This window comes from Streptomyces sp. NPDC111802 (assembly GCF_055634335.1).
This window is the reverse complement of the sequence record NZ_JBVKCZ010000007.1, coordinates 56,306-75,872: the sequence shown is the minus strand read 5'-3', so window position 1 is coordinate 75,872 and position 19,567 is coordinate 56,306. Positions and strand designations below refer to the sequence as shown.

Annotated in this window: 20 protein-coding genes; 8 read left to right on the top strand and 12 right to left on the bottom strand. The window is 70.1% G+C overall.

The genetic code is table 11. From position 1 onward, the window contains the following. Positions 1-72: 72 nt before the first annotated feature. Complete coding sequence (locus tag ACZ7NC_RS09475; RefSeq protein ID WP_471486406.1) at positions 73-1,248, bottom strand: glycerophosphodiester phosphodiesterase; 1,176 nt, start codon at positions 1,246-1,248, stop codon at positions 73-75. 366 nt (positions 1,249-1,614) lie between these two features. Here ACZ7NC_RS09475 and ACZ7NC_RS09470 point away from each other — a divergent pair, with 366 nt between their 5' ends. Beyond that, the gene (locus ACZ7NC_RS09470; RefSeq protein ID WP_471486404.1) at positions 1,615-2,289 is read left to right on the top strand and encodes a lysophospholipid acyltransferase family protein; all 675 of its coding nucleotides are present in this window, start codon (positions 1,615-1,617) and stop codon (positions 2,287-2,289) included. A 54-nt stretch (positions 2,290-2,343) separates the two neighbouring features. Here ACZ7NC_RS09470 and ACZ7NC_RS09465 read toward each other — a convergent pair whose 3' ends face one another. From ACZ7NC_RS09465 to argH, 5 genes are all read right to left on the bottom strand, one after another. Next, entirely contained in the window at positions 2,344-3,870 is a 1,527-nt protein-coding gene (locus ACZ7NC_RS09465) for an MFS transporter (protein WP_471486402.1), read from the bottom strand. Continuing rightward, entirely contained in the window at positions 3,867-4,415 is a 549-nt protein-coding gene (locus tag ACZ7NC_RS09460) for a TetR/AcrR family transcriptional regulator (protein WP_471486400.1), read from the bottom strand. The genes ACZ7NC_RS09465 and ACZ7NC_RS09460 overlap by 4 nt, the downstream gene beginning before the upstream one ends. A 94-nt stretch (positions 4,416-4,509) precedes the next feature. After that, entirely contained in the window at positions 4,510-5,481 is a 972-nt protein-coding gene (locus ACZ7NC_RS09455) for an aldo/keto reductase (protein WP_471486398.1), read from the bottom strand. Positions 5,482-5,567: 86 nt separating this feature from the next. Then, positions 5,568-6,401: an alpha/beta fold hydrolase gene (locus ACZ7NC_RS09450; protein WP_471486396.1), complete on the bottom strand. Its 834-nt coding sequence runs from the start codon at positions 6,399-6,401 to the stop codon at positions 5,568-5,570. 190 nt (positions 6,402-6,591) lie between these two features. Continuing rightward, complete coding sequence (gene argH, locus ACZ7NC_RS09445) at positions 6,592-8,022, bottom strand: argininosuccinate lyase (protein ID WP_471486394.1); 1,431 nt, start codon at positions 8,020-8,022, stop codon at positions 6,592-6,594. Positions 8,023-8,285: 263 nt separating this feature from the next. Here argH and ACZ7NC_RS09440 point away from each other — a divergent pair, with 263 nt between their 5' ends. The 6 genes from ACZ7NC_RS09440 to ACZ7NC_RS09415 all read left to right on the top strand — a co-directional run bounded on the left by ACZ7NC_RS09440 (position 8,286) and on the right by ACZ7NC_RS09415 (position 13,624). Further along, complete coding sequence (locus ACZ7NC_RS09440) at positions 8,286-9,128, top strand: hypothetical protein (protein WP_471486393.1); 843 nt, start codon at positions 8,286-8,288, stop codon at positions 9,126-9,128. 115 nt (positions 9,129-9,243) lie between these two features. After that, positions 9,244-9,831: a pyridoxamine 5'-phosphate oxidase family protein gene (locus tag ACZ7NC_RS09435; RefSeq protein ID WP_471486391.1), complete on the top strand. Its 588-nt coding sequence runs from the start codon at positions 9,244-9,246 to the stop codon at positions 9,829-9,831. A gap of 3 nt (positions 9,832-9,834) precedes the next feature. After that, positions 9,835-10,536 carry a L,D-transpeptidase family protein gene (locus tag ACZ7NC_RS09430; protein ID WP_471486389.1) on the top strand — a complete coding sequence of 234 codons (702 nt, stop codon included), beginning with the start codon at positions 9,835-9,837 and terminating at the stop codon, positions 10,534-10,536. A gap of 89 nt (positions 10,537-10,625) precedes the next feature. Continuing rightward, on the top strand, positions 10,626-12,008 hold the full coding sequence (locus ACZ7NC_RS09425) for a ferredoxin reductase family protein (RefSeq protein WP_471486387.1): 1,383 nt from the start codon (positions 10,626-10,628) through the stop codon (positions 12,006-12,008). 37 nt (positions 12,009-12,045) lie between these two features. After that, complete coding sequence (locus tag ACZ7NC_RS09420; protein WP_471486385.1) at positions 12,046-12,828, top strand: FMN-binding protein; 783 nt, start codon at positions 12,046-12,048, stop codon at positions 12,826-12,828. Continuing rightward, entirely contained in the window at positions 12,821-13,624 is an 804-nt protein-coding gene (locus ACZ7NC_RS09415; protein ID WP_471486383.1) for an FAD:protein FMN transferase, read from the top strand. Before ACZ7NC_RS09420 ends, ACZ7NC_RS09415 begins: the two co-directional genes overlap by 8 nt. A gap of 49 nt (positions 13,625-13,673) precedes the next feature. On the opposite strand, the gene ACZ7NC_RS09410 is transcribed toward ACZ7NC_RS09415, so the two are convergent. Genes ACZ7NC_RS09410 through argC form a run of 5 tightly spaced genes read right to left on the bottom strand, consistent with a single transcriptional unit; the run spans position 13,674 to position 18,518 of the window. After that, the gene (locus tag ACZ7NC_RS09410; protein WP_471486381.1) at positions 13,674-14,219 is read right to left on the bottom strand and encodes an arginine repressor; all 546 of its coding nucleotides are present in this window, start codon (positions 14,217-14,219) and stop codon (positions 13,674-13,676) included. An 18-nt stretch (positions 14,220-14,237) separates the two neighbouring features. Continuing rightward, on the bottom strand, positions 14,238-15,434 hold the full coding sequence (locus ACZ7NC_RS09405; RefSeq protein WP_471486379.1) for an acetylornithine transaminase: 1,197 nt from the start codon (positions 15,432-15,434) through the stop codon (positions 14,238-14,240). Further along, positions 15,431-16,345, bottom strand: coding sequence for an acetylglutamate kinase (gene argB, locus ACZ7NC_RS09400; protein WP_471486377.1), 915 nt, complete (start codon positions 16,343-16,345; stop codon positions 15,431-15,433). The genes ACZ7NC_RS09405 and argB overlap by 4 nt, the downstream gene beginning before the upstream one ends. Then, on the bottom strand, positions 16,342-17,493 hold the full coding sequence (gene argJ / locus ACZ7NC_RS09395; protein ID WP_471486375.1) for a bifunctional glutamate N-acetyltransferase/amino-acid acetyltransferase ArgJ: 1,152 nt from the start codon (positions 17,491-17,493) through the stop codon (positions 16,342-16,344). The genes argB and argJ overlap by 4 nt, the downstream gene beginning before the upstream one ends. Next, positions 17,490-18,518: an N-acetyl-gamma-glutamyl-phosphate reductase gene (gene argC, locus ACZ7NC_RS09390; protein ID WP_471486373.1), complete on the bottom strand. Its 1,029-nt coding sequence runs from the start codon at positions 18,516-18,518 to the stop codon at positions 17,490-17,492. The genes argJ and argC overlap by 4 nt, the downstream gene beginning before the upstream one ends. 378 nt (positions 18,519-18,896) lie before the next feature. Here argC and ACZ7NC_RS09385 point away from each other — a divergent pair, with 378 nt between their 5' ends. Next, positions 18,897-19,064, top strand: a complete 168-nt coding sequence (locus tag ACZ7NC_RS09385; protein ID WP_471486371.1) for a response regulator — start codon at positions 18,897-18,899, stop codon at positions 19,062-19,064. Here ACZ7NC_RS09385 and ACZ7NC_RS09380 read toward each other — a convergent pair. Then, complete coding sequence (locus ACZ7NC_RS09380; RefSeq protein WP_471486733.1) at positions 18,985-19,509, bottom strand: acyltransferase family protein; 525 nt, start codon at positions 19,507-19,509, stop codon at positions 18,985-18,987. The genes ACZ7NC_RS09385 and ACZ7NC_RS09380 overlap by 80 nt on opposite strands. Between the last annotated feature and the right edge of the window lie 58 nt (positions 19,510-19,567).

The following is a 19,567-nucleotide window of genomic DNA, read 5'->3' as shown; positions in this document are numbered from 1 at the left end:
CCGGCACGACGCGGCCGCCCGGGCGCGAGGTTGCCCGGGCGGCCGACAGTCACCCCAACCGGGGCGGAGGGCTCAGCCGTTGACGAAGTCCTCGCGGGCCAGCAGGCCGGTGTCGGGGTTGTCGGTGAAGACACCGTCGATGCCGGTCGCGAAGTACGTCTTGTAGGCGCCGAAGACATCGCCGTAGGCGTCCGCGTCGGTGCCCTTGCGGAAGCTCGCGGGGAGGAAGGGGTTCTCGTTGCGCATCGTGTAGGGATGCAGGATCAGGCCGACCTTGTGCGCGTCGGCGACCAGGGTGGTGGGCTGGGTGAGGTTGCCGTTCGCGTCCTTCGGGATGACCAGGTCCAGGGTGGGGCCGATGCCCTGGGCGTAGGAGGCGATCTCCCTGAGGCCGGCCGGCTTGACCAGGTCGGCGACCGTGCGCGGGTCACCCGTCTCGACGAAGTCCCAGGGGCGGGTCGTCGCGCCGGAGAGCAGGACCACCAGCGGGTTGTCGACCAGCTTGTTCAGGCGCTGGATGCTGGTCGGCTCGAAGGACTGGATGATGACGGGCGAGTTCCGCTTGTCCCGGCCGTACTTGTGCAGCACCTTCGCGATCCGCTCCTCCAGGGCGAGGCCCTGCTTGCGGAAGTAGGTGGGGTGCTTGAGCTCGGGGTAGATCCAGACCTGCTTGCCGCGCTTGCGGGTCTGCTCGTCCTGCCAGCGCAGGACCTCCTCGAAGGTGGGGATCTCCCAGCGGCCGTTGTAGAGGGTGTTGTGCGGGCGGTTGGCCGGGATGCGCTCGGTCGCGCGCAGCGTCTTGAGCTCGGCGAGCGTGAAGTCCTCGGTGAACCAGCCGGTGGTGGCGACGCCGTCGAGGGACTTCGTCTTCCTGCGGTCGGCGAACTCGGGGTGGTCCGCGACGTTCGTCGTGCCGCCGATCTCCGGCTCGTGCCGGCAGACGAGGTGGCCGTCCTTGGTGGGGACCAGGTCGCCCGCCTCGACGATGTCGGCGCCCATGTCGAGGGCCAGCTGGTAGGAGCCGAGGGTGTGCTCGGGCCGATAGCCGCTGGCTCCGCGGTGGCCGATGATCGTCGGCTTGGGCAGGCTCTTCACGCCACCGCCACCGCCACCGCCTCCGTGCCGGGCCTCCGCGGCCTTCGCCGTGCCGGACAGCCCGAGGACCGCGCCGCCCGCGCCGAACATGGCCGCGCCGAGAAGCATCCGCCGTCCGGTCCCGGACGTCTGCTCGTTCTCCTGGGTTCCCATGAGCGCCCTTCCTGACTTCTCCTCATCGATGCGCGCCGATCGTAGGTGCGCGTCCATGACAGGCGGGAGACCCGGGGCGGAACGCGCGGGTGACGCCGGATGTCGTATTCGAGCGGCGGGATGACGGGCCGTTGGATTCATCGCGGCCGGGCGGGGCACCCGTCCGGCGCACCCCCACGCGATGTCCGTCACATCGTTGCGAGCGCGTTACGGACGGTCTCCCGCACGTCACCGCAGGTAAACGTAGGTCAATGGCGAGTAAGGCCTGAGTGAAGTCGACCCACCCGATGTGCGGGATCCCCTGGACCGCGAGTATCGTCCTCACCTGCACAGACTTATCTGAATCCCTTGACACCGGAGGGCCCGTTGTCCCGCTTCGCGCTCATCAAGGCAGTGCTCGGACCGATCATGCGCCTGATGTTCCGCCCACAGGTGGAGGGCGCGGAGCACATCCCGGGCGACGGTCCGGTCATCCTGGCCGGCAACCACGTCACCTTCATCGACTCGATGATCCTGCCGCTGGTCTGCGACCGTCAGGTCCTGTTCATCGGCAAGGACGAGTACGTCACCGGCAAGGGCCTCAAGGGCCGTCTGATGGCCTGGTTCTTCACGGGCGTCGGCATGATCCCGGTCGACCGTGACGGCGGCCGCGGCGGTGTGGCGGCGCTGATGACCGGGCGCCGGATCCTGGAGGAGGGCAAGGTCTTCGGCATCTACCCCGAGGGCACGCGGTCACCCGACGGGCGGCTGTACCGGGGGCGCACGGGCATCGCGCGTCTGACGCTGATGACCGGTGCGCCGGTCGTGCCGTTCGCCATGATCGGCACGGACAAGATCCAGCCGGGCGGGGCGGGCATGCCTCGGCCGCGCAAGGTGACGGTGCGGTTCGGTGAGGCCATGGAGTTCTCCCGGTACGAGGGGATGGACCGGGACCGTTACGTCCTGCGGGCGGTGACCGACTCGGTGATGGCCGAGGTCATGCGGTTGTCGGGGCAGGAGTACGTGGACATGTACGCCAGCAAGGCCAAGGAAGCGGCGTAGGACTCGGTCAGACGAACGGCGGGCTGCCCATCGGGCGGCCCGCCGTTCGTGTGCTCACGAGGCGTTGTCCAGCCGTTGGCCGCGGAGGAGGAACCACGCCGCGACCGCCGCGGTGAGCAGCACCGCTGCCCCGGCGCCCGACGCGAGTGCCAGGCCGTCCACAAAGGACTGCCGGGCCGCGTCCAGCATCGCCTCGGACGTCTGCGCCGGCATACCCGCCGCCGCTTCCACCGCTCCGCCCAGCGACTCGTGGGCCTCCGTCGGGGTGCCCGCCGGGCCCGTGAAGTCCCGGTACACACCGGTGACGATCGAGCCCAGTACGGCGATGCCGAGCGCGGCGCCCAGTTCGTACGCCGTCTCCGACACCGCTGATGCCGCGCCCGCCTGTTCCTTGGGTACGGAGGACAGGATCACGTCGGAGGTCACCGTGAAGGAGAAGCCCGCGCCGACGCCGACCACCAGCAGGGCCGCGCCCAGCAGGGGGTAGCCGGTCGAGCGGTCGATCACCGTGAGCACGGCCAGGGCGAGGCCGATCGCCGCGAGGCCGCCGGAGACCACGGCCCGTACCGAGAAGCGTCGGGCCACTCGACCGGCGATCAGACCGGCGACCACCGCGCCGATCGCGGCCGGCAGTTCGGCGAGGCCCGCCTCGAACGGGCCCCTGCCCTGCACGAGTTGCAGGAACTGCGAGAGGAAGAACACCAGGCCCGACAGGCCGAGAATGGTCAGCAGGTCGGCCAGCACCGCACCGCTGAAGCCACGGCTGCGGAACAGCCGCATGTCCAGCAGCGGGGTCGGCAGGGTGAGCTGGCGGCGTACGAAGCCGTACAGCGCGGCCGCGCCCAGCAGGCCCGCGGCGAAGGTGACCCGCGTGAAGCCGTGTGCGGCCGCCTCCTTGACGGCGTACACGACACCGATCATGCCGACGAGCGACAGCGTGACACTGATCAGGTCCCACGGGCCGGGATTCGGGTTCCGGGACTCGGGCAGCAGCTTGATGCCGACGAGGACCAGGACCACCATCACCGGCAGGTTGATCAGGAAGACCGAACCCCACCAGAAGTGTTCGAGCAGGAAGCCGCCGACGATCGGGCCGACGGCGGTACCGGCGGAGGCGGTCGCGCCCCAGATGCCGATGGCAAGGCTGCGTTCGCGCGGGTCGTGGAAGAGGTTGCGGATCAGGGCGAGGGTCGCCGGCATCAGGGTGGCTCCCGCGACACCGAGCAGCGCCCGGGCGGCGATCATCATCTCCGGGGTCGTCGCGTAGGCGTTGAGGACGGATATCGCGCCGAACGCGGTGGCGCCGACCAGCAGGATCCGCTTGCGGCCGATGCGGTCGCCGAGGCTGCCCATCGAGACGAGCAGACCCGCGATCACGAAGGAGTAGACGTCGCCTATCCACAGGAGCTGGGTGCCGGAGGGCTTCAGGTCCTCGCTGATGTAGGGGGTCGCAAGGCCGAGGACGGTAGCGTCGACGGCCACCAGCAGCACGGCGAGCACGAGGACGGACAGCGCCAGCCAACGGCCGGGGCGCTTGGTCACCGCCTCGGTCGTCGTCGCCGGCTGCAGGGTGCTGGTCATGATTCCTCTCTCCGTAGTGCGCCGCCGAGCAGCAGCTCGGTGATCATGTGGGTGAAGTCCTTGGTTGCGACGCGCCCGTCCTGCATGGCCCAGGCGCAGGAGGCGATCAGCCCGTAGAGGGCCTCGGTGAGCCAGACGGGGCTGAGATCGATACGGAACTCGCCCGCCTGCTGGCCCCGCACGAAGAGCGCGCCGATGCGGGTGTCGAGCCGCAGCCAGCCGGCGTCCTGGTCGGCCTCCCACAGCTGGTTCTCTCCGTAGAGGAAGGCGAGCAGCCCGGCGGCGGGCCGGATCTCGTGCACGAGCCTGCGCACCGCCTCGCTCGCTGCCCCCTCGTCAAGCCGGGCGGCGTCCAGCGCCGCCTCGCACTCCGCGATGCCGAGCGCTTCCAGCGCCCGCACGAGCGCGTCGCGCCCCGCGAAGTGCCGGTGCAATGTGGCTCGGCTGATGCCTGCCGCCTTGGCGACCTCGTCCATGGTCGCGGTGGATTTGCGGGTCAGCAGGGCCGCGGCGGTGCGCAGCACGTGGTCACGATCTACGGCCATGAGACAAGAGTAGCGCATATGAGACATGAGTGTCTCACTACAGACATGCTTGACTCATACCTGCTGATCAACAGGGGAGTACGTCAGATGTACGTCAGTGCCAGGGCAGCTGACCGCGCCGCTCCCAGTACGCGCCCGGCTCCTCCACCAGCGTGGCCAGCCGCTCCAGCTGCTCCTCTTCGAGGTCCACCACCGCGGCATGCAGATTGGACGCGAGTTGCACGGTCGTCGCGGCGCCGGAGAGGACCACACCGGCCCACGGCCGGCGCAGGATCAGCGCGAGGGCCACGGCGTCGCAGCCCAGGGACGTCTCCGCGGCGACGGCCTTCAGCGCGTCCGGCGCATAGGGGTCCGCGAGCCGCCCGTTGGCCAGGCCCTCCTTGACGATCACCGTGAGCCCGGCGTCGTGCGCCTCGGCGAGGGCGGGGCCGGCAGAGGTCTCCAGGGCGTTGTACGTCGACTGGACGGTACGGAAGAGGGGCTCGCCGTCGACGGTCACGGCGAGCGCGGCACGGATGGCGTCGGCCTGCGCGGGGCCGCTGGTGGAGAAGCCGATGGTGAGGCCGGCGGCAGCGGCTTCGGCCAGCCTGGCGTGCAGGTCCTTGTCGGTGAGGGCCGGGCTGTCCGGGGTCACCGAGTGGATCTGGTAGAGGTCGAGGCGGTCGCCGAGGAGTTCGTCGGACTCGGCGCGCTGACGGTCGTAGGCCGCGAGGCTGTGGTCCTTGACCTCGTGCTTGTCGGCGTCGGTGGTCCAGTCGGCGGTGTAGGTGTAGCCCCATTTGCTGCCCACGACGATGTCGTCGAGGTCGGGGCGGGAGTTCAGCCAGTCGGCGAGGAACTCCTCGGAGCGGCCGTAGGAACGGGCGGCGTCGAAGTAGCGGACGCCCTGGGCGTAGGCGGCGTCGAGGAGTTCGTGGGTGCGGGTGCGCAGGGCGTCGACGGTGCGCTCGGCCGGGAGGTCCTCCTCCCGGCCGAGGTTGATGTACCCCGGGCGGCCCACGGCGGCCAGGCCGAGTCCCAGATGCGCGGTCGGCGTGGTCGTGGCGGCCAGACGGCTGAACGGCATGGCGGGCTCCGTGCACGGTCGACGGACGGGTGACCCGCACCAATCTACCGACGCCCGTCCGCCTCGGCCCGGACGGACGCGGCGGCTCAGCCCGCGCTGACGCAGCGCGGCCCGAAGGCCTGGTCGGCAGGACCGCTGCGCCCGAGGGCGTTGAGCACCCATTGCTGCACCAGCGGGGACTTGGGCGCCTGGTCGTGCTCGGTGAGGTCGAGCGGACAACGGTCCTGAAGCAGGACGTTGGTGACATAGGAGGCGGGCCCGCTGAGGAAGGAACTGGTGTACGGCAGCACGACCTCGTCGTACTTGGTGGCGATCGCCGTGTAGTCGGGGCCGACCGGGGTCTCCGGGTCGGAGTTGAGCTTCTGGAGGAGGTCCGAGCCGGCGGTCTGGTCGACGCAGGAGGGGCAGAGAGTGGCGCCGGCCACGAGGGCGAGCGGGTTGGTGGTGCCGTGGTTGGAGGGCACGATGCCGACGAGGTCGTCGACCTTGGTCGCGCCGCCCAGGAACTTGACGTAGTAGCGGGGCATCATGCCGCCCTGGCTGTGGCCGACGATGTCGGCCTTCTTGGCCCCGGTCGCGCCGAGCACGGCGTTCACGAAGTCGCGCAGTTCGGCCGCCGAGTCCGGGATCGGGGCGGTCTCCAGGTCCCCGTAGTCGAAGGAGAAGACGCAGTGTCCGGCGTTCGCCAGGGCGGGCGAGAGGGTCAGCCAGTTCTCGTACGAGGTCTTGAAGGTGCCGTTCACCAGGACCACGGGCTGCGGATGGGCCGAATCCGGCTTGCAGGACCAGTCGTTGGCACCGGGCGGCGGAGTGCCGGCGGCGCTCGCGGGGGCCGTGAGACCGAGGGCGCACAGGGCGGCGGTCGCGGCGGCGGCGAGGAGGAGGCGGCGGGCGGTTCGTCTTGTGCGTCTCGCGCGCATGATGTCCCTTTCATGCTCGACCATGATCGACCGGTGTTCGGCAATGTCGACCGGGAACCGGAATACTTACTTCCGAGTAGGAGGAAGTCAATGATTCGGCCAGTGGCCGAATCCTTTCCGTTACCAGGTGCGCCGGGACAGCACGAAGGGCCCGGACGCGATGTCCGGACCCTTCTGTCGACCGGGGATGCTAGGCGCGCTTGGCCGTGGCCCACTCGTGCTGGGCCGCCACGTCCGCCTTGATCTCCGCCAGTTGGACGGCCACCGCACTGGGTGCCGTGCCGCCGCGACCGTTGCGGGAGGCCAGGGCGCCGGGGACGTTGAGGACCGAGCGGACCTCGGGCGTGAGGTGGGCCGAGATCTTCGCGAACTGCTCGTCCGTCAGGCCGTCCAGTTCCTTGCCCTCGGCTTCGGCGACCTTGACGCACTCGCCGGCGACCTCGTGGGCGACGCGGAAGGGGACGCCCTGCTTGACCAGCCACTCGGCGATGTCGGTGGCCAGGGAGAAGCCGGCCGGGGCCAGTTCCTCCATGCGCTCACGGTTGACGGTGAGGGTGGCCATCATGCCGGTGAAGGCGGGGAGCAGGACCTCCAGCTGGTCGCACGAGTCGAAGACCGGCTCCTTGTCCTCCTGGAGGTCGCGGTTGTAGGCGAGGGGCAGGGCCTTGAGCGTGGCCATGAGGCCCGTCAGGTTGCCGATCAGACGGCCGCTCTTGCCGCGGGCCAGCTCCGCGATGTCCGGGTTCTTCTTCTGCGGCATGATCGACGAGCCCGTGGAGAACGCGTCGTGCAGGGTCACGAAGGAGAACTCCTTCGTGTTCCAGATGATGACCTCCTCGGCGATCCGGGAGAGGTTCACCCCGATCATCGCGGTGATGAAGGCGAACTCGGCGACGAAGTCACGCGAGGCGGTGCCGTCGATCGAGTTGGCGGCGGACCCGTGCTCGAAGCCGAGGTCCTTCGCGACCGCCTCCGGGTCCAGGCCGAGGCTGCTGCCGGCGAGGGCGCCGGAGCCGTACGGCGACACGGCCGTCCGCTCGTCCCACTGGCGCAGCCGCTCGGCGTCCCGGGACAGGGACTGGACGTGTGCCAGGACATGGTGGGCGAAGAGCACCGGCTGGGCGTGCTGGAGGTGGGTGCGGCCGGGCATCGCCACGTCCGGGTGGGCCTCGGCCAGGCCGATCAGCGCGTCCTGGAGGTCGGCGATCAGGCCGCCGATGACGCGGGCGTGGTCGCGCAGGTACATCCGGAAGAGGGTCGCGACCTGGTCGTTGCGGGAGCGGCCGGCGCGCAGCTTGCCGCCGAGGTCGGGGCCGAGGCGCTCCAGCAGGCCGCGCTCCAGGGCGGTGTGCACGTCCTCGTCGGCGATCGTGCCCACGAAGGCACCGGACGCCACGTCCCCTTCGAGCTGGTCGAGCCCGGCGATCATGCGCTGAAGCTCGTCCTCGGTGAGCAGGCCCGCCTTGTGCAGCACGCGCGCGTGGGCACGCGAACCGGCGATGTCGTACGGCGCCAGCCGCCAGTCGAAGTGGACGGACGCGGACAGCTTGGCCAGGGCCTCGGCGGGACCGTCGGCGAAACGGCCGCCCCAGAGCCGTACGTCACCGCTGTTGCTGCTCACTCGCTGTGCTCCTCGGGAGGGTCCGGGTGTGGCACCGCCTCCCCGTGGCGTGAACGGGGAGGCGGTCGTCAGGCTAGTGCGCGGTCGCCGCACATCGCATGCATGAGTATGCAGAGTCATGCATGATTCGTCAATCTGGGCCCTGTCGTGACGAAAAATCGAGCGGCCTTTGAACACGAGAAACCGCTTACCCGTACCTCTCGCCGAACGCAGGCGCCGCGTTCGTAAACGACGACACCCCCGAACCCGAGTGAGGCATCCGCATGTCCAGGGCTCTTCCGAAGTACAACAAGCGCCGCGTCGCGTTCATCGGCGGCGCCGCCGCGGTGGCGCTGTCCGGCACGGTGATCGCCGGATTCGCCCTGGCCGGGGAAACGTCCGGGAGCGGCGGCACGAACGCCCGGACCCTCGCCGGACCCGGCACCATCTCGTGCCCCGACGTGAGGTCGAAGCTCCCGGCGGTCCCCACGACCGCGAAGGCCGAGGTCGACCGCAACCTCGCACTCCTGAACACCCAGATCCAGGAGGCCAACAAGCGGCTGGTCGACACCGTGGGGCAGGGAGGACCGAACTTCGTCCAGAACGCCATCCTCGGCCCCCTGAAGGACAAGCGAGTGGCGACGGTCAACCGCATCGCCACGGCCATCGGGCGTACGGCCGCCAGACCGCAGGGCCTGGACGCGCTGGCCGCGTGCACCCTCAACGCGGGCGGGAACGCGACCGCGGCGACCCCGAAGGCGACGCCGACCCAGCAGACCGGCGGCAACACCGGCAGCACCGGGAATGCGGGCAACTCGGGCAGCACCAACGCCGCCGGCACGATCTCGTGCCCGGACGTGAGGTCGAAGCTCCCGGCGGTCCCCGCGACCGCGAAGGCCGAGGTCGACCGCAACCTCGCCCTGCTGAACACCCAGATCCAGGAGGCCAACAAGCGACTCGCCTCCTCGGTCGGCCAGGGCGGGCCGAACTTCGTCCAGAACGCCATCCTCGGCCCCCTGAAGGACAAGCGGGTGGCGGCGATCGACCGCATCGCCATCTCCATCGGCCGTACGGCTGCGAAGCCGCAGGGCCTGAACGCACTGGCCGCCTGCACGCTCACCAAGTGACGTGACAGGCCCTGTGGCCGCCCCGCTGAACGCCGGCCGGGGCGGCCACGGACGCGGCAACCAGACCCCGCAATTCCTTAGACAAACGAACGACCTGCGTCCATAATCGATGAACGTGGGAAAAACTCATGAACGCATAGACGGCAGACTCCGCACCTTCATCGAGGAGCAGCCGCTCTTCTTCACCGCGACCGCGCCCCTGTCCGCCGACGGGACGGTCAACCTCTCCCCCAAGGGCCTCAAGGGCTCCTTCGTGATCCTCGACGAACTCACGCTGGCCTACCTCGACTTCGCCGGCTCCAACGCCGAGACCATCGCGCATCTGCGGGAGAACGGCCGGATCACCCTCATGTGGTGCGCCTTCCAGGGCCCGCCCAACATCGTCCGTGTGCACGGCCGCGGAGAGGCCGTCTTCCGTGACGACCCACGGTTCAAGGAGCTGCTCGGCCACTTCCCCGACATCGACCCGTCCCTGCACGGGCTGCGCGCGATCGTCGTGGTGCGGGCCGAGCACATTCGCGACTCCTGCGGATACGCCGTCCCCCTGATGACGTACGACGAGGACCGCGACCTGCACGGCAGGCGCTTCGCCCGTGAGGACGACGACTCGCTCAGCGCGTACTTCACCAAGAAGGAGTACATCGCGACCAGCCTGGACGGCCTGCCCGGGCTGCCGTTGCCGCTGCCTCCGTCTAGCGTCTGAGCCATGCGCCCCGGTGTCGTCGCCCTAGCGTCCTTGTCCCTCCTCGTGCTCGGCGCCGCGCCGGGCGGCGGGCCGCTCAAGCCGCTGCCCGCGCGGATGGCCGACACCGGGGGCGGCAGCCAGCTGATCACCGCCGTGGCCCCGAGGACGGGCTCGACGTCGGGGACGGTCACCTGGTGGGACCGGGTCGACGGACGGTGGGTGCGGGCAGGTTCGGCGCCGGCCCGCTTCGGCGCGAAGGGGCTCGTCGAGGGGGCCGAGCGCAGGCAGAGCACGAACACGACACCGACGGGGCTGTACGGGTTGCCGTACGCCTTCGGCATCAAGGCGGCGCCGCGCGGGACGACGTACGAGTACCGCCGTGTCCACAAGGACTCCTGGTGGTGCCAGGACAACGACTCCCGTGCGTACAACCGCTGGACCGAGCCGCTGGCGCGCGACTGCCGGGCCGCCGAGTCCGAGCACCTCGTGTCCTACGGGGCGCAGTACGCGCACGCGCTCGTCATCGGCTTCAACTACGAGCGCCCGGTCAAGGGGCGCGGGGCCGGAATCTTCCTGCATGTGAAGGGGCGCGGGGCGACGGCCGGTTGTGTGTCGGTCTCCGCGGACGCGATGAAGCGGATCCTCACATGGGCCGATCCACGACGAAAGCCACACATCGCGATCGGGACGGCGAACGGACCCACAGCCATCACCCGGTACTGAACGCGCACCACTGAACACACGGACCTCCCCGCACGTATCTCTGGGCCAAGGGACCACGCCACCCCCCTTGCCCCGTCCCCGGAGGAACCGTGACCACCACGCTCGCGGGCGGCCGCGCCGCCCGACGCCAGACGATGCGCCGCATCCGTCCGCGCCGCTCCCCGGCCGTACCGCTGGTGATCGCCCTATGGGCGGGCGCGGCGGCGGTGCTGTGGTTGTGGTGGGACAACACGCCGTCCCTCGCGGACAACACGGCGAAGATCCTCGCGGCGGGCCGGATCACCGGTCTGCTCGCCGGCTATCTGATGGCACTTGTGGTGCTGCAGATGGCTCGGGTGCCCGCGCTGGAGCGGCGGGTGGGTTCGGACCGGGTGGCGCGCTGGCACGCGATGAGCGGCCGCTACACGATCTGCCTGGTCATCGCCCATGTCTTCCTCACCACGTGGGCGTACGCGCTCCAGGCCGGCAAGACGCTCGGCGATGTCGTCCAGCAGACGATCGACTCGGTCAACACGCTGCCGGACATGGGCAAGGCCGCCATCGGCACCGGGCTGCTGTTCTTCATCGCGTTCATCTCGATCGGTGGCATCCGCCGCAGGATCCCGTACGACACCTGGTACCACGTGCACCTGCTGACGTACGCGGCGGTGTATCTGACCTTCTGGCACCAGATCACCACCGGCAACGAGTTCGCCGTCGAGCCGGCCGCGAAGACCTTCTGGTACGGGCTGTACGGGGCGGTGACCGCGGCGGTGCTCTGGTACCGGGTTCTCACCCCGATCCGCCTGAACCTGCGGCACCGGATGTATGTGGAGGCGGTCATCGAGGAGACGCCGGGCATCGTCTCGGTGCTGATCGGCGGGCGCAAGCTGCACCGTATGGGGGCGCAGGCCGGGCAGTTCTTCCGCTGGCGGTTCAAGGCGCCGGGTATGCGGTTCAGTTCGCACCCTTACTCGCTGTCGGCGGCGCCCCGCCCCGACATGCTGCGGATCACGGTCAAGGCGATCGGCGACCACACGTCCCGGCTGCGCGACCTGAAGCCCGGCACCAAGGTGTGGGCCGAGGGGCCGTACGGCGCCCTGACCGCCCAGCGGCGCAGCCGGGGCAAGGTGCTGCTGGTGGCGGGCGGCGTCGGGATCACGCCGATGCGGGCCCTGTTCGAGACGCTGCCCGGCGCGTCCGGCGACATCACCCTGCTCTACCGAGCCAACAGCACCCAGGACCTGGCGCTGTGGGACGAGCTCGCGGCCATCGCCGACGAGCGCGGTGCCCGGCTGATGTACGCGGTCAACAGCCCCGACGGCGAGCGGCCCGACATCTCGGCGGAACGGCTGAAACAGAAGGTGCCCGACATCGACGAGCACGACGTGTTCATGTGCGGGCCTGCCGGCTTCGCACAGTCCGTCTACGAAGCACTGCGCGGCGCGGGTGTGCCTGCCCGCCGTATCCATCACGAGTCGTTCGAGATGTGAGCGACGGGACTTCAAGACTTCAGGAGCTGTAGAAGCCATGAGGAAGAGTCACCCGATCCGGCGTGTCGTGCTGGCGGGCGCCGCCACCGTGTCCGGGATCGTGCTGCTGCTGTCGCTGAAGCCGGCGTCCGACCCGGCTGCCGCGCAGGCGGCGGGCGGCACGGCACCGCCGGCGGCGGCCTCGCCCCAGGGCGGCGCCCAGGCGGCCGGGTCCGGCACGGTCACCGGCGACGCGGCGCAGACCCAGTACGGTGCCGTGCAGGTCCGGCTGACCGTGAGCAACGGGAAGATCACCCAGGCGGCGGCCGTCCAGGCCCCCAAGGGCGGCCAGAGCGACCAGATCACCGCCAACGCCGTGCCCAAGCTCAACCAGGCGGTGGTCGCCGAGCAGAGCGCGAACATCGACGCGGTGTCCGGGGCGACGTACACCAGCGCCGGCTACAAGAAATCGCTCCAGTCGGCGATCGACAAGGCGAACGCGAGCGCGGGCTCCTCGCAGGGGTCCGGTTCGCAGGAATCCGGTTCGCAGGGTTCGGGCGCCGCTCAGGCCCGTACCGTCACCGGCAGCGTCGCCCAGACCCAGTACGGGCCGGTCCAGGTCCGCGTCACCGTCAGCGGCGGGAAGATCACCAAGGCCGAGGCGGTCCAGACTCCCAAGGGCGGCCAGAGCGACCAGGTCACCGCCAACGCCGTACCGAAGCTCAACCAGGCGGCCGTGGCGGCCGGCAGCGCCGACATCGACGCGGTGTCCGGGGCGACGTACACCAGCGCCGGCTACAAGGAATCGCTCCAGTCGGCCCTGGACCAGGCCGGTGGCTGACACGGTGGTGGAACCGACACATACTCCCGCCGCGGTACGCCGGGCGGAGGAGGTCATGGGGACGGTCTTCTCCTTCGACGTCCGCGGCGGGGATCCCGGTGCCGTGCAGACGGCACTGGAAGAGGCGGCCGTAGGGCTGCACCGGGTCGACGCGGTCTTCAGCACCTACCGCGACGACAGCGAGATATCCCGGCTGGTGCGCGGCGAGCTGACCGTCGACGACTGCGCCCCGGAGGTCGCCGAGGTCCTCGACCTGGGCGCCGAGGCGGAGCGGCTCAGCGAGGGCTGGTTCAGCACGACGTACGAGGGCCGGATCGACCCGACCGGCATCGTCAAGGGCTGGTCGGTCGAGCGGGCGGCGCGCCGCCTGGCGAAGGTCCCCGGCGTCAGCGGCGTCAGCGTCAACGGCGGCGGCGACGTCCAACTCCTCGGCGTACCGGGCGCACAGCGTCCCTGGCGCGTAGGAGTCTCCGACCCCCTGCGCCCGGGCGGCCTCGCGGCGGTCATCTCCGCCGCCGGCCTGGACGAACTGGCGGTCGCCACCTCCGGCAGCGCAGAACGCGGCGCCCACATAGTCGACCCCCGCACGGGCCGCTCAGCGGTGACGGACCTGGTGGCGGTCACCGTGGTGGCCCCGCAACTGACCTGGGCGGACTGCTGGGCGACGGCGGCTTTCGCGATGGGTTCGCGGCAGGGCTTGCGCTGGCTGGAGTCGTTGCCGGACGTGGAGGCACTGCTGATCACGGCGGGCGACGAGGTGAGGTGCACAGGCGGCCTCGCATCTCGACTGGGCTGAGTGAACCCGCCCAGGGGCGCGGGGCTGTATGGATATACCCCTACGGCGGTCAGTGCCCGTTCTGGGCCAACCGCAGCAAATGATCAGCCAGCGCCTGACCCCCCGTAGGGTTCCGGCTGATCAGCAGCAACGTATCGTCACCGGCGATCGTGCCCAGGATGTCGTGCAGCTCGGCCTGATCGATGGCCGAGGCCAAGAACTGCGCGGCCCCCGGAGGGGTACGCAGGACCACAAGGTTGGCCGAAGCCTCCGCGGAGATCAGCAGCTCCTGCGACAGCCGCCGCATCCGCTCTTCCTTCGCCGACTCCCCCAGCGGCGCCCGAGGGGTACGGAACCCGCCCTCGCTCGGCACCGCGTAGATCAGGTCACCGTCGTTGTTGCGGATCTTCACCGCGTTCAGCTCGTCCAGGTCCCGGGAGAGCGTCGCCTGAGTGACGCTCAGCCCGTCGTCGGCGAGCAGCTTCGCCAACTGACTCTGCGAGCGCACCGGCTGCCGGTTGAGGATGTCCACGATCCGGCGGTGGCGTGCGGTGCGGGTCTGCGGCACGGCAGCCCCGGCGGCTCCGTTGTGCCCGTGGTCCTGCGCCTGACTCATCGTCGTCTCATTCCCGGATCATCCGTCCCCGTTGGCCACGTCAAGGATGCCGGTAAGCCCCTGAAGAAGCGCCTCCACTTCATCGTCCGCGAGGTTCAGCGGCGGCATGAGCCGTACGACATCGGGGGCGGGCGCGTTCACCAGGAAACCGGCGTCCTGAGCCGCCTGCTGCACCTTTGCGGCGAGCGGCTCGGTGAGCACGATACCCAGGAGCAGGCCCGCGCCCCGGACATAATCGATCAACGGGTGGCCAAGAGCGTCGATTCCGTCGCGCAACTTCTCGCTCTGCCGCTTGACGTTCTCCAGCAACCCCTCGTTCGCGATGGTGTCCAGCACCGCCAGTCCCGCGGCACACGCGACCGGGTTCCCACCGAAGGTCGTCCCGTGCTGACCGGGCTGCAGCAGTTCCGCCGCCCGCCCGAAAGCGACCGTCGCGCCGAGCGGCAGACCGCCGCCGAGCTGCTTGGCGAGGGTGACGACGTCCGGCAGGACGCCCTCGTGGGCCTGGTACGCGAACCAGGGCCCGGTCCGGCCGACGCCGGTCTGCACCTCGTCGAGGACCAGCAACGCCCCGGTGGCGGCGGTGATCGCCCGCGCGGCCTTGAGGTACCCGGCGGGCGGGACCACGACGCCGTTCTCGCCCTGGATCGGCTCGATGATCACCAGAGCCGTCTCCTCCGTCACCGCCGCGGCCAGCGCCTGCGCATCGCCGTACGGCACATGCGTGACCTCGGCCGGCAGCGGCCGGAACGGCTCCTGCTTGGCGGGCTGGCCGGTGAGCGCGAGGGCGCCCATGGTGCGGCCGTGGAAGCCGCCGTCGGTGGCGACCATATGGGTCCGCCCGGTCAGCCGGCCGATCTTGAAGGCGGCCTCGTTGGCCTCGGCGCCGGAGTTGCAGAAGAAGACCTTGCCGTCCCGGCCGAAGAGCTGGAGCAGCCGTTCGGCGAGGGCGACGGTCGGCTCGGCCATGAAGAAGTTGGAGATGTGACCGAGGGACGCGATCTGCCGGCTCACGGCCTCGACGATCGCCGGGTGGGCATGGCCGAGCGCGTTGGTCGCGATGCCGCCGACGAAGTCCAGGTACCGCTTGCCGTCGGCGTCCCAGACCTTGAGGCCCTCGCCGCGCACGAGAGGGAGTCGCGGGGTGCCGTAGTTGTTCATCAGCGAGCCCTGCCACCGCTGGGCGTACTCTGCGTTTGCCGCGGTCCCGGTCATTCGGCGTCCCCCTCTGGCGCGTCCGGCACGACCATCGTGCCGATTCCTTCGTCGGTGAAGATCTCCAGCAGGATCGAGTGCTGGACCCGGCCGTCGATGACCCGGGCGGTGGTCACGCCGCCCCGTACGGCGTGCAGACAGCCCTCCATCTTCGGCACCATGCCGGAGCTCAACTCCGGCAGCAGCTTCTCCAGTTGGGAAGCGGTGAGGCGGCTGATCACCTCGTCGCTGTTGGGCCAGTCCTCGTAGAGGCCCTCGACGTCCGTGAGGACCATGAGGGTTTCGGCGCCCAGCGCAGCAGCGAGTGCCGCAGCCGCCGTATCAGCATTGACGTTGTAGACATGGTGGTCGTCCTGGCTTCGGGCGATCGACGAGACGACCGGGATCCGGCCGTCGGCCAGCAGTGCCTCGATCGCGCCCGTGTCGATGGCGGTGATCTCGCCGACCCGCCCGATGTCGACCAGCTCCCCGTCGATCTCGGGCTGGTGCCGGGTGGCGGTGATGGTGTGCGCGTCCTCACCGGTCAGGCCGACGGCGAGCGGGCCGTGCTGGTTGAGCAGCCCGACCAGCTCGCGCTGGACCTGCCCGGCCAGCACCATCCGTACGACGTCCATGGCGTCCTCGGTGGTGACGCGCAGGCCCGCCTTGAACTCGCTGACGATGCCGTGCTTGTCGAGGGCGGCGCTGATCTGCGGGCCGCCGCCGTGCACGACGACCGGCTTGAGGCCGGCGTGGTGCAGGAACACGACGTCCTGGGCGAACGCGGCCTTCAGGTCCTCGTCGACCATGGCGTTGCCGCCGAACTTGATGACGACGGTCTTGCCGTTGTGCCGGACCAGCCAGGGCAGCGCCTCGATGAGGATCTGGGCCTTGGGAAGCGCGGTGTGCTTGCGCGCGGGTGCGTTGCTCATGAGGAGTAGGCGCTGTTCTCGTGGACGTAGTCGGCGGTGAGGTCGTTGGTCCAGATCGTGGCGGTCTCGGACCCGGCGGCGAGGTCGGCGACGATGTGCACCTCGCGGTAGCGCATGTCGACCTTCTCGCGGTCCTCGCCGACGCCGCCGTTCTTGCACACCCAGACGCCGTTGATGGCGACGTTGAGCTGGTCGGGCTCGAAGGCGGCGGAGGTGGTGCCGATCGCGGAGAGCACACGGCCCCAGTTGGGGTCCTCGCCGTGGATGGCGCACTTGAGGAGGTTGTTGCGGGCGATGGAGCGGCCCACCTCGACGGCGTCGTCCCCGGTCGCGGCGTTGATCACCTCGACCTTGATGTCCTTGCTGGCGCCCTCGGCGTCCCGGATCAGCTGCTGGCCGAGGTCGTCGCAGACCTGCCGTACCGCCTCGGCGAACTCCTCGTACTCCGGGGTGACTTCGGCGGCGCCGGAGGCGAGCAGCAGCACGGTGTCGTTGGTGGACATGCAGCCGTCGGAATCGACCCGGTCGAAGGTGACCTTGGTGGCGGCCCGCAGGGCCCGGTCCAGTACGTCGCTGTCGAGGGCGGCGTCGGTGGTGAGGACGACCAGCATGGTGGCGAGGCCCGGGGCGAGCATGCCGGCGCCCTTGGCCATGCCGCCGACGGTCCAGCCGTCCTTGGTCACGACGGACGTCTTGTGGACGGTGTCGGTGGTCTTGATGGCGATGGCGGCCTTCTCGCCGCCGTGCTCGGAGAGCTGGGCGGCGGCGGCCTCGACGCCGGGGAGCAGCTTGTCCATGGGCAGCAGGACGCCGATCAGGCCGGTCGAGCACACGGCGACCTCGATGGCGCCCCGCCCGAGCACCTCGGCGGCCTTCTCGGCCGTGGCGTGGGTGTCCTGGAAGCCCTTCGGCCCGGTACAGGCGTTGGCGCCGCCGGAGTTGAGGACGACCGCGGAGACCTGGCCGCTCCTGAGGACCTGCTCGGACCACAGGACCGGGGCGGCCTTGACCCGGTTGGAGGTGAAGACGCCCGCGGCGGATCGGCGCGGACCGTTGTTGACCACGAGGGCCAGGTCCGGGTTGCCGTTCTCCTTGATCCCGGCGGCGATGCCCGCCGCCGTGAACCCTGTTGCTGCCGTGACACTCACGGTGCGACTCCGATCGTGGAAAGCCCGGTGTTCTCGTGAAACCCGAGGGCGATGTTCATGCTCTGGACGGCGCCACCGGCCGTGCCCTTGGTCAGGTTGTCGATGGCGCTGATCGCGATGATGCGGTTCGCGGCGGCGTCGAAAGCGACCTGGATCTGAACGGCGTTCGAACCGTAGACGGACGCCGTGGCCGGCCACTGGCCCTCGGGGAGGAGCTGGACGAAGGGTTCGTCGGCGAAGGCCTTCTCGTAGGCGGCGCGGACGGACTCGCCGCTCACCCCTTGCTTGGCGGACGCGCTGCACGTGGCGAGGATGCCGCGCGGCATCGGGGCGAGGGTCGGCGTGAAGGAGACGGAGACCCGCTCGCCCGCGGCCGCGCTGAGGTTCTGGATCATCTCGGGCGTGTGCCGATGGCCGCCGCCGACGCCGTACGGCGACATGGAGCCCATGACCTCGCTGCCCAGCAGATGCGGCTTGAGCGCCTTGCCCGCGCCGGAGGTGCCGGAGGCGGCGACGATGACGGCCTCGGGCTCGGCGAGACCGGCGGCGTAGGCCGGGAAGAGGGCGAGTGAGACGGCGGTCGGGTAGCAACCGGGTACCGCGATGCGCTTGGACCCCTCCAGCGCGGCGCGGCCACCCGGCAGTTCGGGAAGGCCGTACGGCCAGGTGCCGGCGTGCGGGGAGCCGTAGAACGTCTCCCAGTCGCCCGCGTCCTTCAGCCGGAAGTCGGCGCCCATGTCGACGACCAGCACCTCCGGGCCGAGCTGCTCGGCGACGGCGGCGGACTGGCCGTGCGGGAGGGCGAGGAAGACGACGTCGTGCCCGGCCAGCACGTCGGCCGTGGTCTCCTGGAGCACACGGTCGGCGAGCGGCGGCAGATGCGGTTGCAGCGCACCGAGCCGCTGTCCCGCGTTCGAGTTGCCGGTCAGGGCTCCTGTCTCGACCTCGGGGTGCGCCAGGAGCAGACGCAGCAGTTCCCCGCCCGCGTATCCGCTCGCTCCGGCCACTGCCGCACGTACCGCCATGGGATCCTCCTCCTAGACGGCATGACTATACGTTTCGCCGCAGGTTTATGCAATCGGATTCATTCGGATGCGGCGACCGGACTGCGACCGAGACTTTTAGTTAGTTGGCGGACGAGCGCGGGAGATGGCGGATCATGATGCGCGATCGACGACCATTGCGCTCACCTGCGGCGACGCCCCCACGCTCGGAAATGGCTGTGGCGTGATCCGCCAACTGTCGCCCTCAAGATCCGCCAACCAGCTTGCTCTGCTCATCGAGGACGAGCCCCTGGTCAGGCGTGGGCTGCAGCTCGCGCTGGGCAGACACGGCCACGAGGTCCGCACGGCGGACACGGCGAGGACGGGCTGCGTGCGTTCCGCGCGTCGACGCCGGATCGGGTGGTCCTCGACCTGATGCTGCCGGGCATCGACGGATTCGAGGTGTGCCCCCGTATCCGGACGGGCGGCCAAGTGCCCGTCATCATGCTCACCCAGGTCGGTGACTGTCGACGGTGGGCGGGGCCGGGGCGGGCAGCGTCGCCCACAGCACGGCCGGCCCGACCATGAGCGCCACGAACACGAGCAGCCCGCTTCGTCCCCGGGCCCAGGTGGCGCGGAACCGAACCGGGTCTTCGACCACGTACTTCGACAGCGCGGCCAAGCCCGTCGACACGGCGCACACCACTACCGTCCGCGGCCAACCGTCCAAACCCGTCCGCTGTGGGGAGAGGACCACGACAACGGGGCAGTGCCACAGGTACAGGCTGTAGGAGATCAGCCCCAACCACCGCAGCATCCGGCAGGCAAAGATCTTGGCGACAAACGTCTGCGGTGCCTGCGCACACAGCCCGATCAGGACGGCGGAGGCCGGCGAGTGCGCGAACGGCCCGCCGGTGAACAGCCACAACGAGTCCACCCCGTCGACGAGCAGCCACGCCGCACCAATTCCGACCGCCACCGCACACGCCGATCGGCCGACCGTACGGACCAGCACGGTCACACCGGCGAGCATGGCTGCCAGCGCGGGCGGCAACCGACGGATCCGCCTGCCCCAGAAGGCGACCAGCTAC

Excerpts from the sequence above, each read along its gene's own strand:
- ACZ7NC_RS09475 (WP_471486406.1), bottom strand. The coding sequence starts at position 1,248 with ATGGGAACCCAGGAGAACGAGCAGACGTCCGGGACCGGACGGCGGATG.
- ACZ7NC_RS09465 (WP_471486402.1), bottom strand. The coding sequence starts at position 3,870 with ATGACCAGCACCCTGCAGCCGGCGACGACGACCGAGGCGGTGACCAAG.
- ACZ7NC_RS09460 (WP_471486400.1), bottom strand. The coding sequence starts at position 4,415 with ATGGCCGTAGATCGTGACCACGTGCTGCGCACCGCCGCGGCCCTGCTG.
- ACZ7NC_RS09455 (WP_471486398.1), bottom strand. The coding sequence starts at position 5,481 with ATGCCGTTCAGCCGTCTGGCCGCCACGACCACGCCGACCGCGCATCTG.
- ACZ7NC_RS09450 (WP_471486396.1), bottom strand. The coding sequence starts at position 6,401 with ATGCGCGCGAGACGCACAAGACGAACCGCCCGCCGCCTCCTCCTCGCC.
- ACZ7NC_RS09440 (WP_471486393.1), top strand. The coding sequence starts at position 8,286 with ATGTCCAGGGCTCTTCCGAAGTACAACAAGCGCCGCGTCGCGTTCATC.
- ACZ7NC_RS09430 (WP_471486389.1), top strand. The coding sequence starts at position 9,835 with ATGCGCCCCGGTGTCGTCGCCCTAGCGTCCTTGTCCCTCCTCGTGCTC.
- ACZ7NC_RS09420 (WP_471486385.1), top strand. The coding sequence starts at position 12,046 with ATGAGGAAGAGTCACCCGATCCGGCGTGTCGTGCTGGCGGGCGCCGCC.
- ACZ7NC_RS09410 (WP_471486381.1), bottom strand. The coding sequence starts at position 14,219 with ATGAGTCAGGCGCAGGACCACGGGCACAACGGAGCCGCCGGGGCTGCC.
- ACZ7NC_RS09405 (WP_471486379.1), bottom strand. The coding sequence starts at position 15,434 with ATGACCGGGACCGCGGCAAACGCAGAGTACGCCCAGCGGTGGCAGGGC.
- argB (WP_471486377.1), bottom strand. The coding sequence starts at position 16,345 with ATGAGCAACGCACCCGCGCGCAAGCACACCGCGCTTCCCAAGGCCCAG.
- argC (WP_471486373.1), bottom strand. The coding sequence starts at position 18,518 with ATGGCGGTACGTGCGGCAGTGGCCGGAGCGAGCGGATACGCGGGCGGG.
- ACZ7NC_RS09380 (WP_471486733.1), bottom strand. The coding sequence starts at position 19,509 with ATGCTCGCCGGTGTGACCGTGCTGGTCCGTACGGTCGGCCGATCGGCG.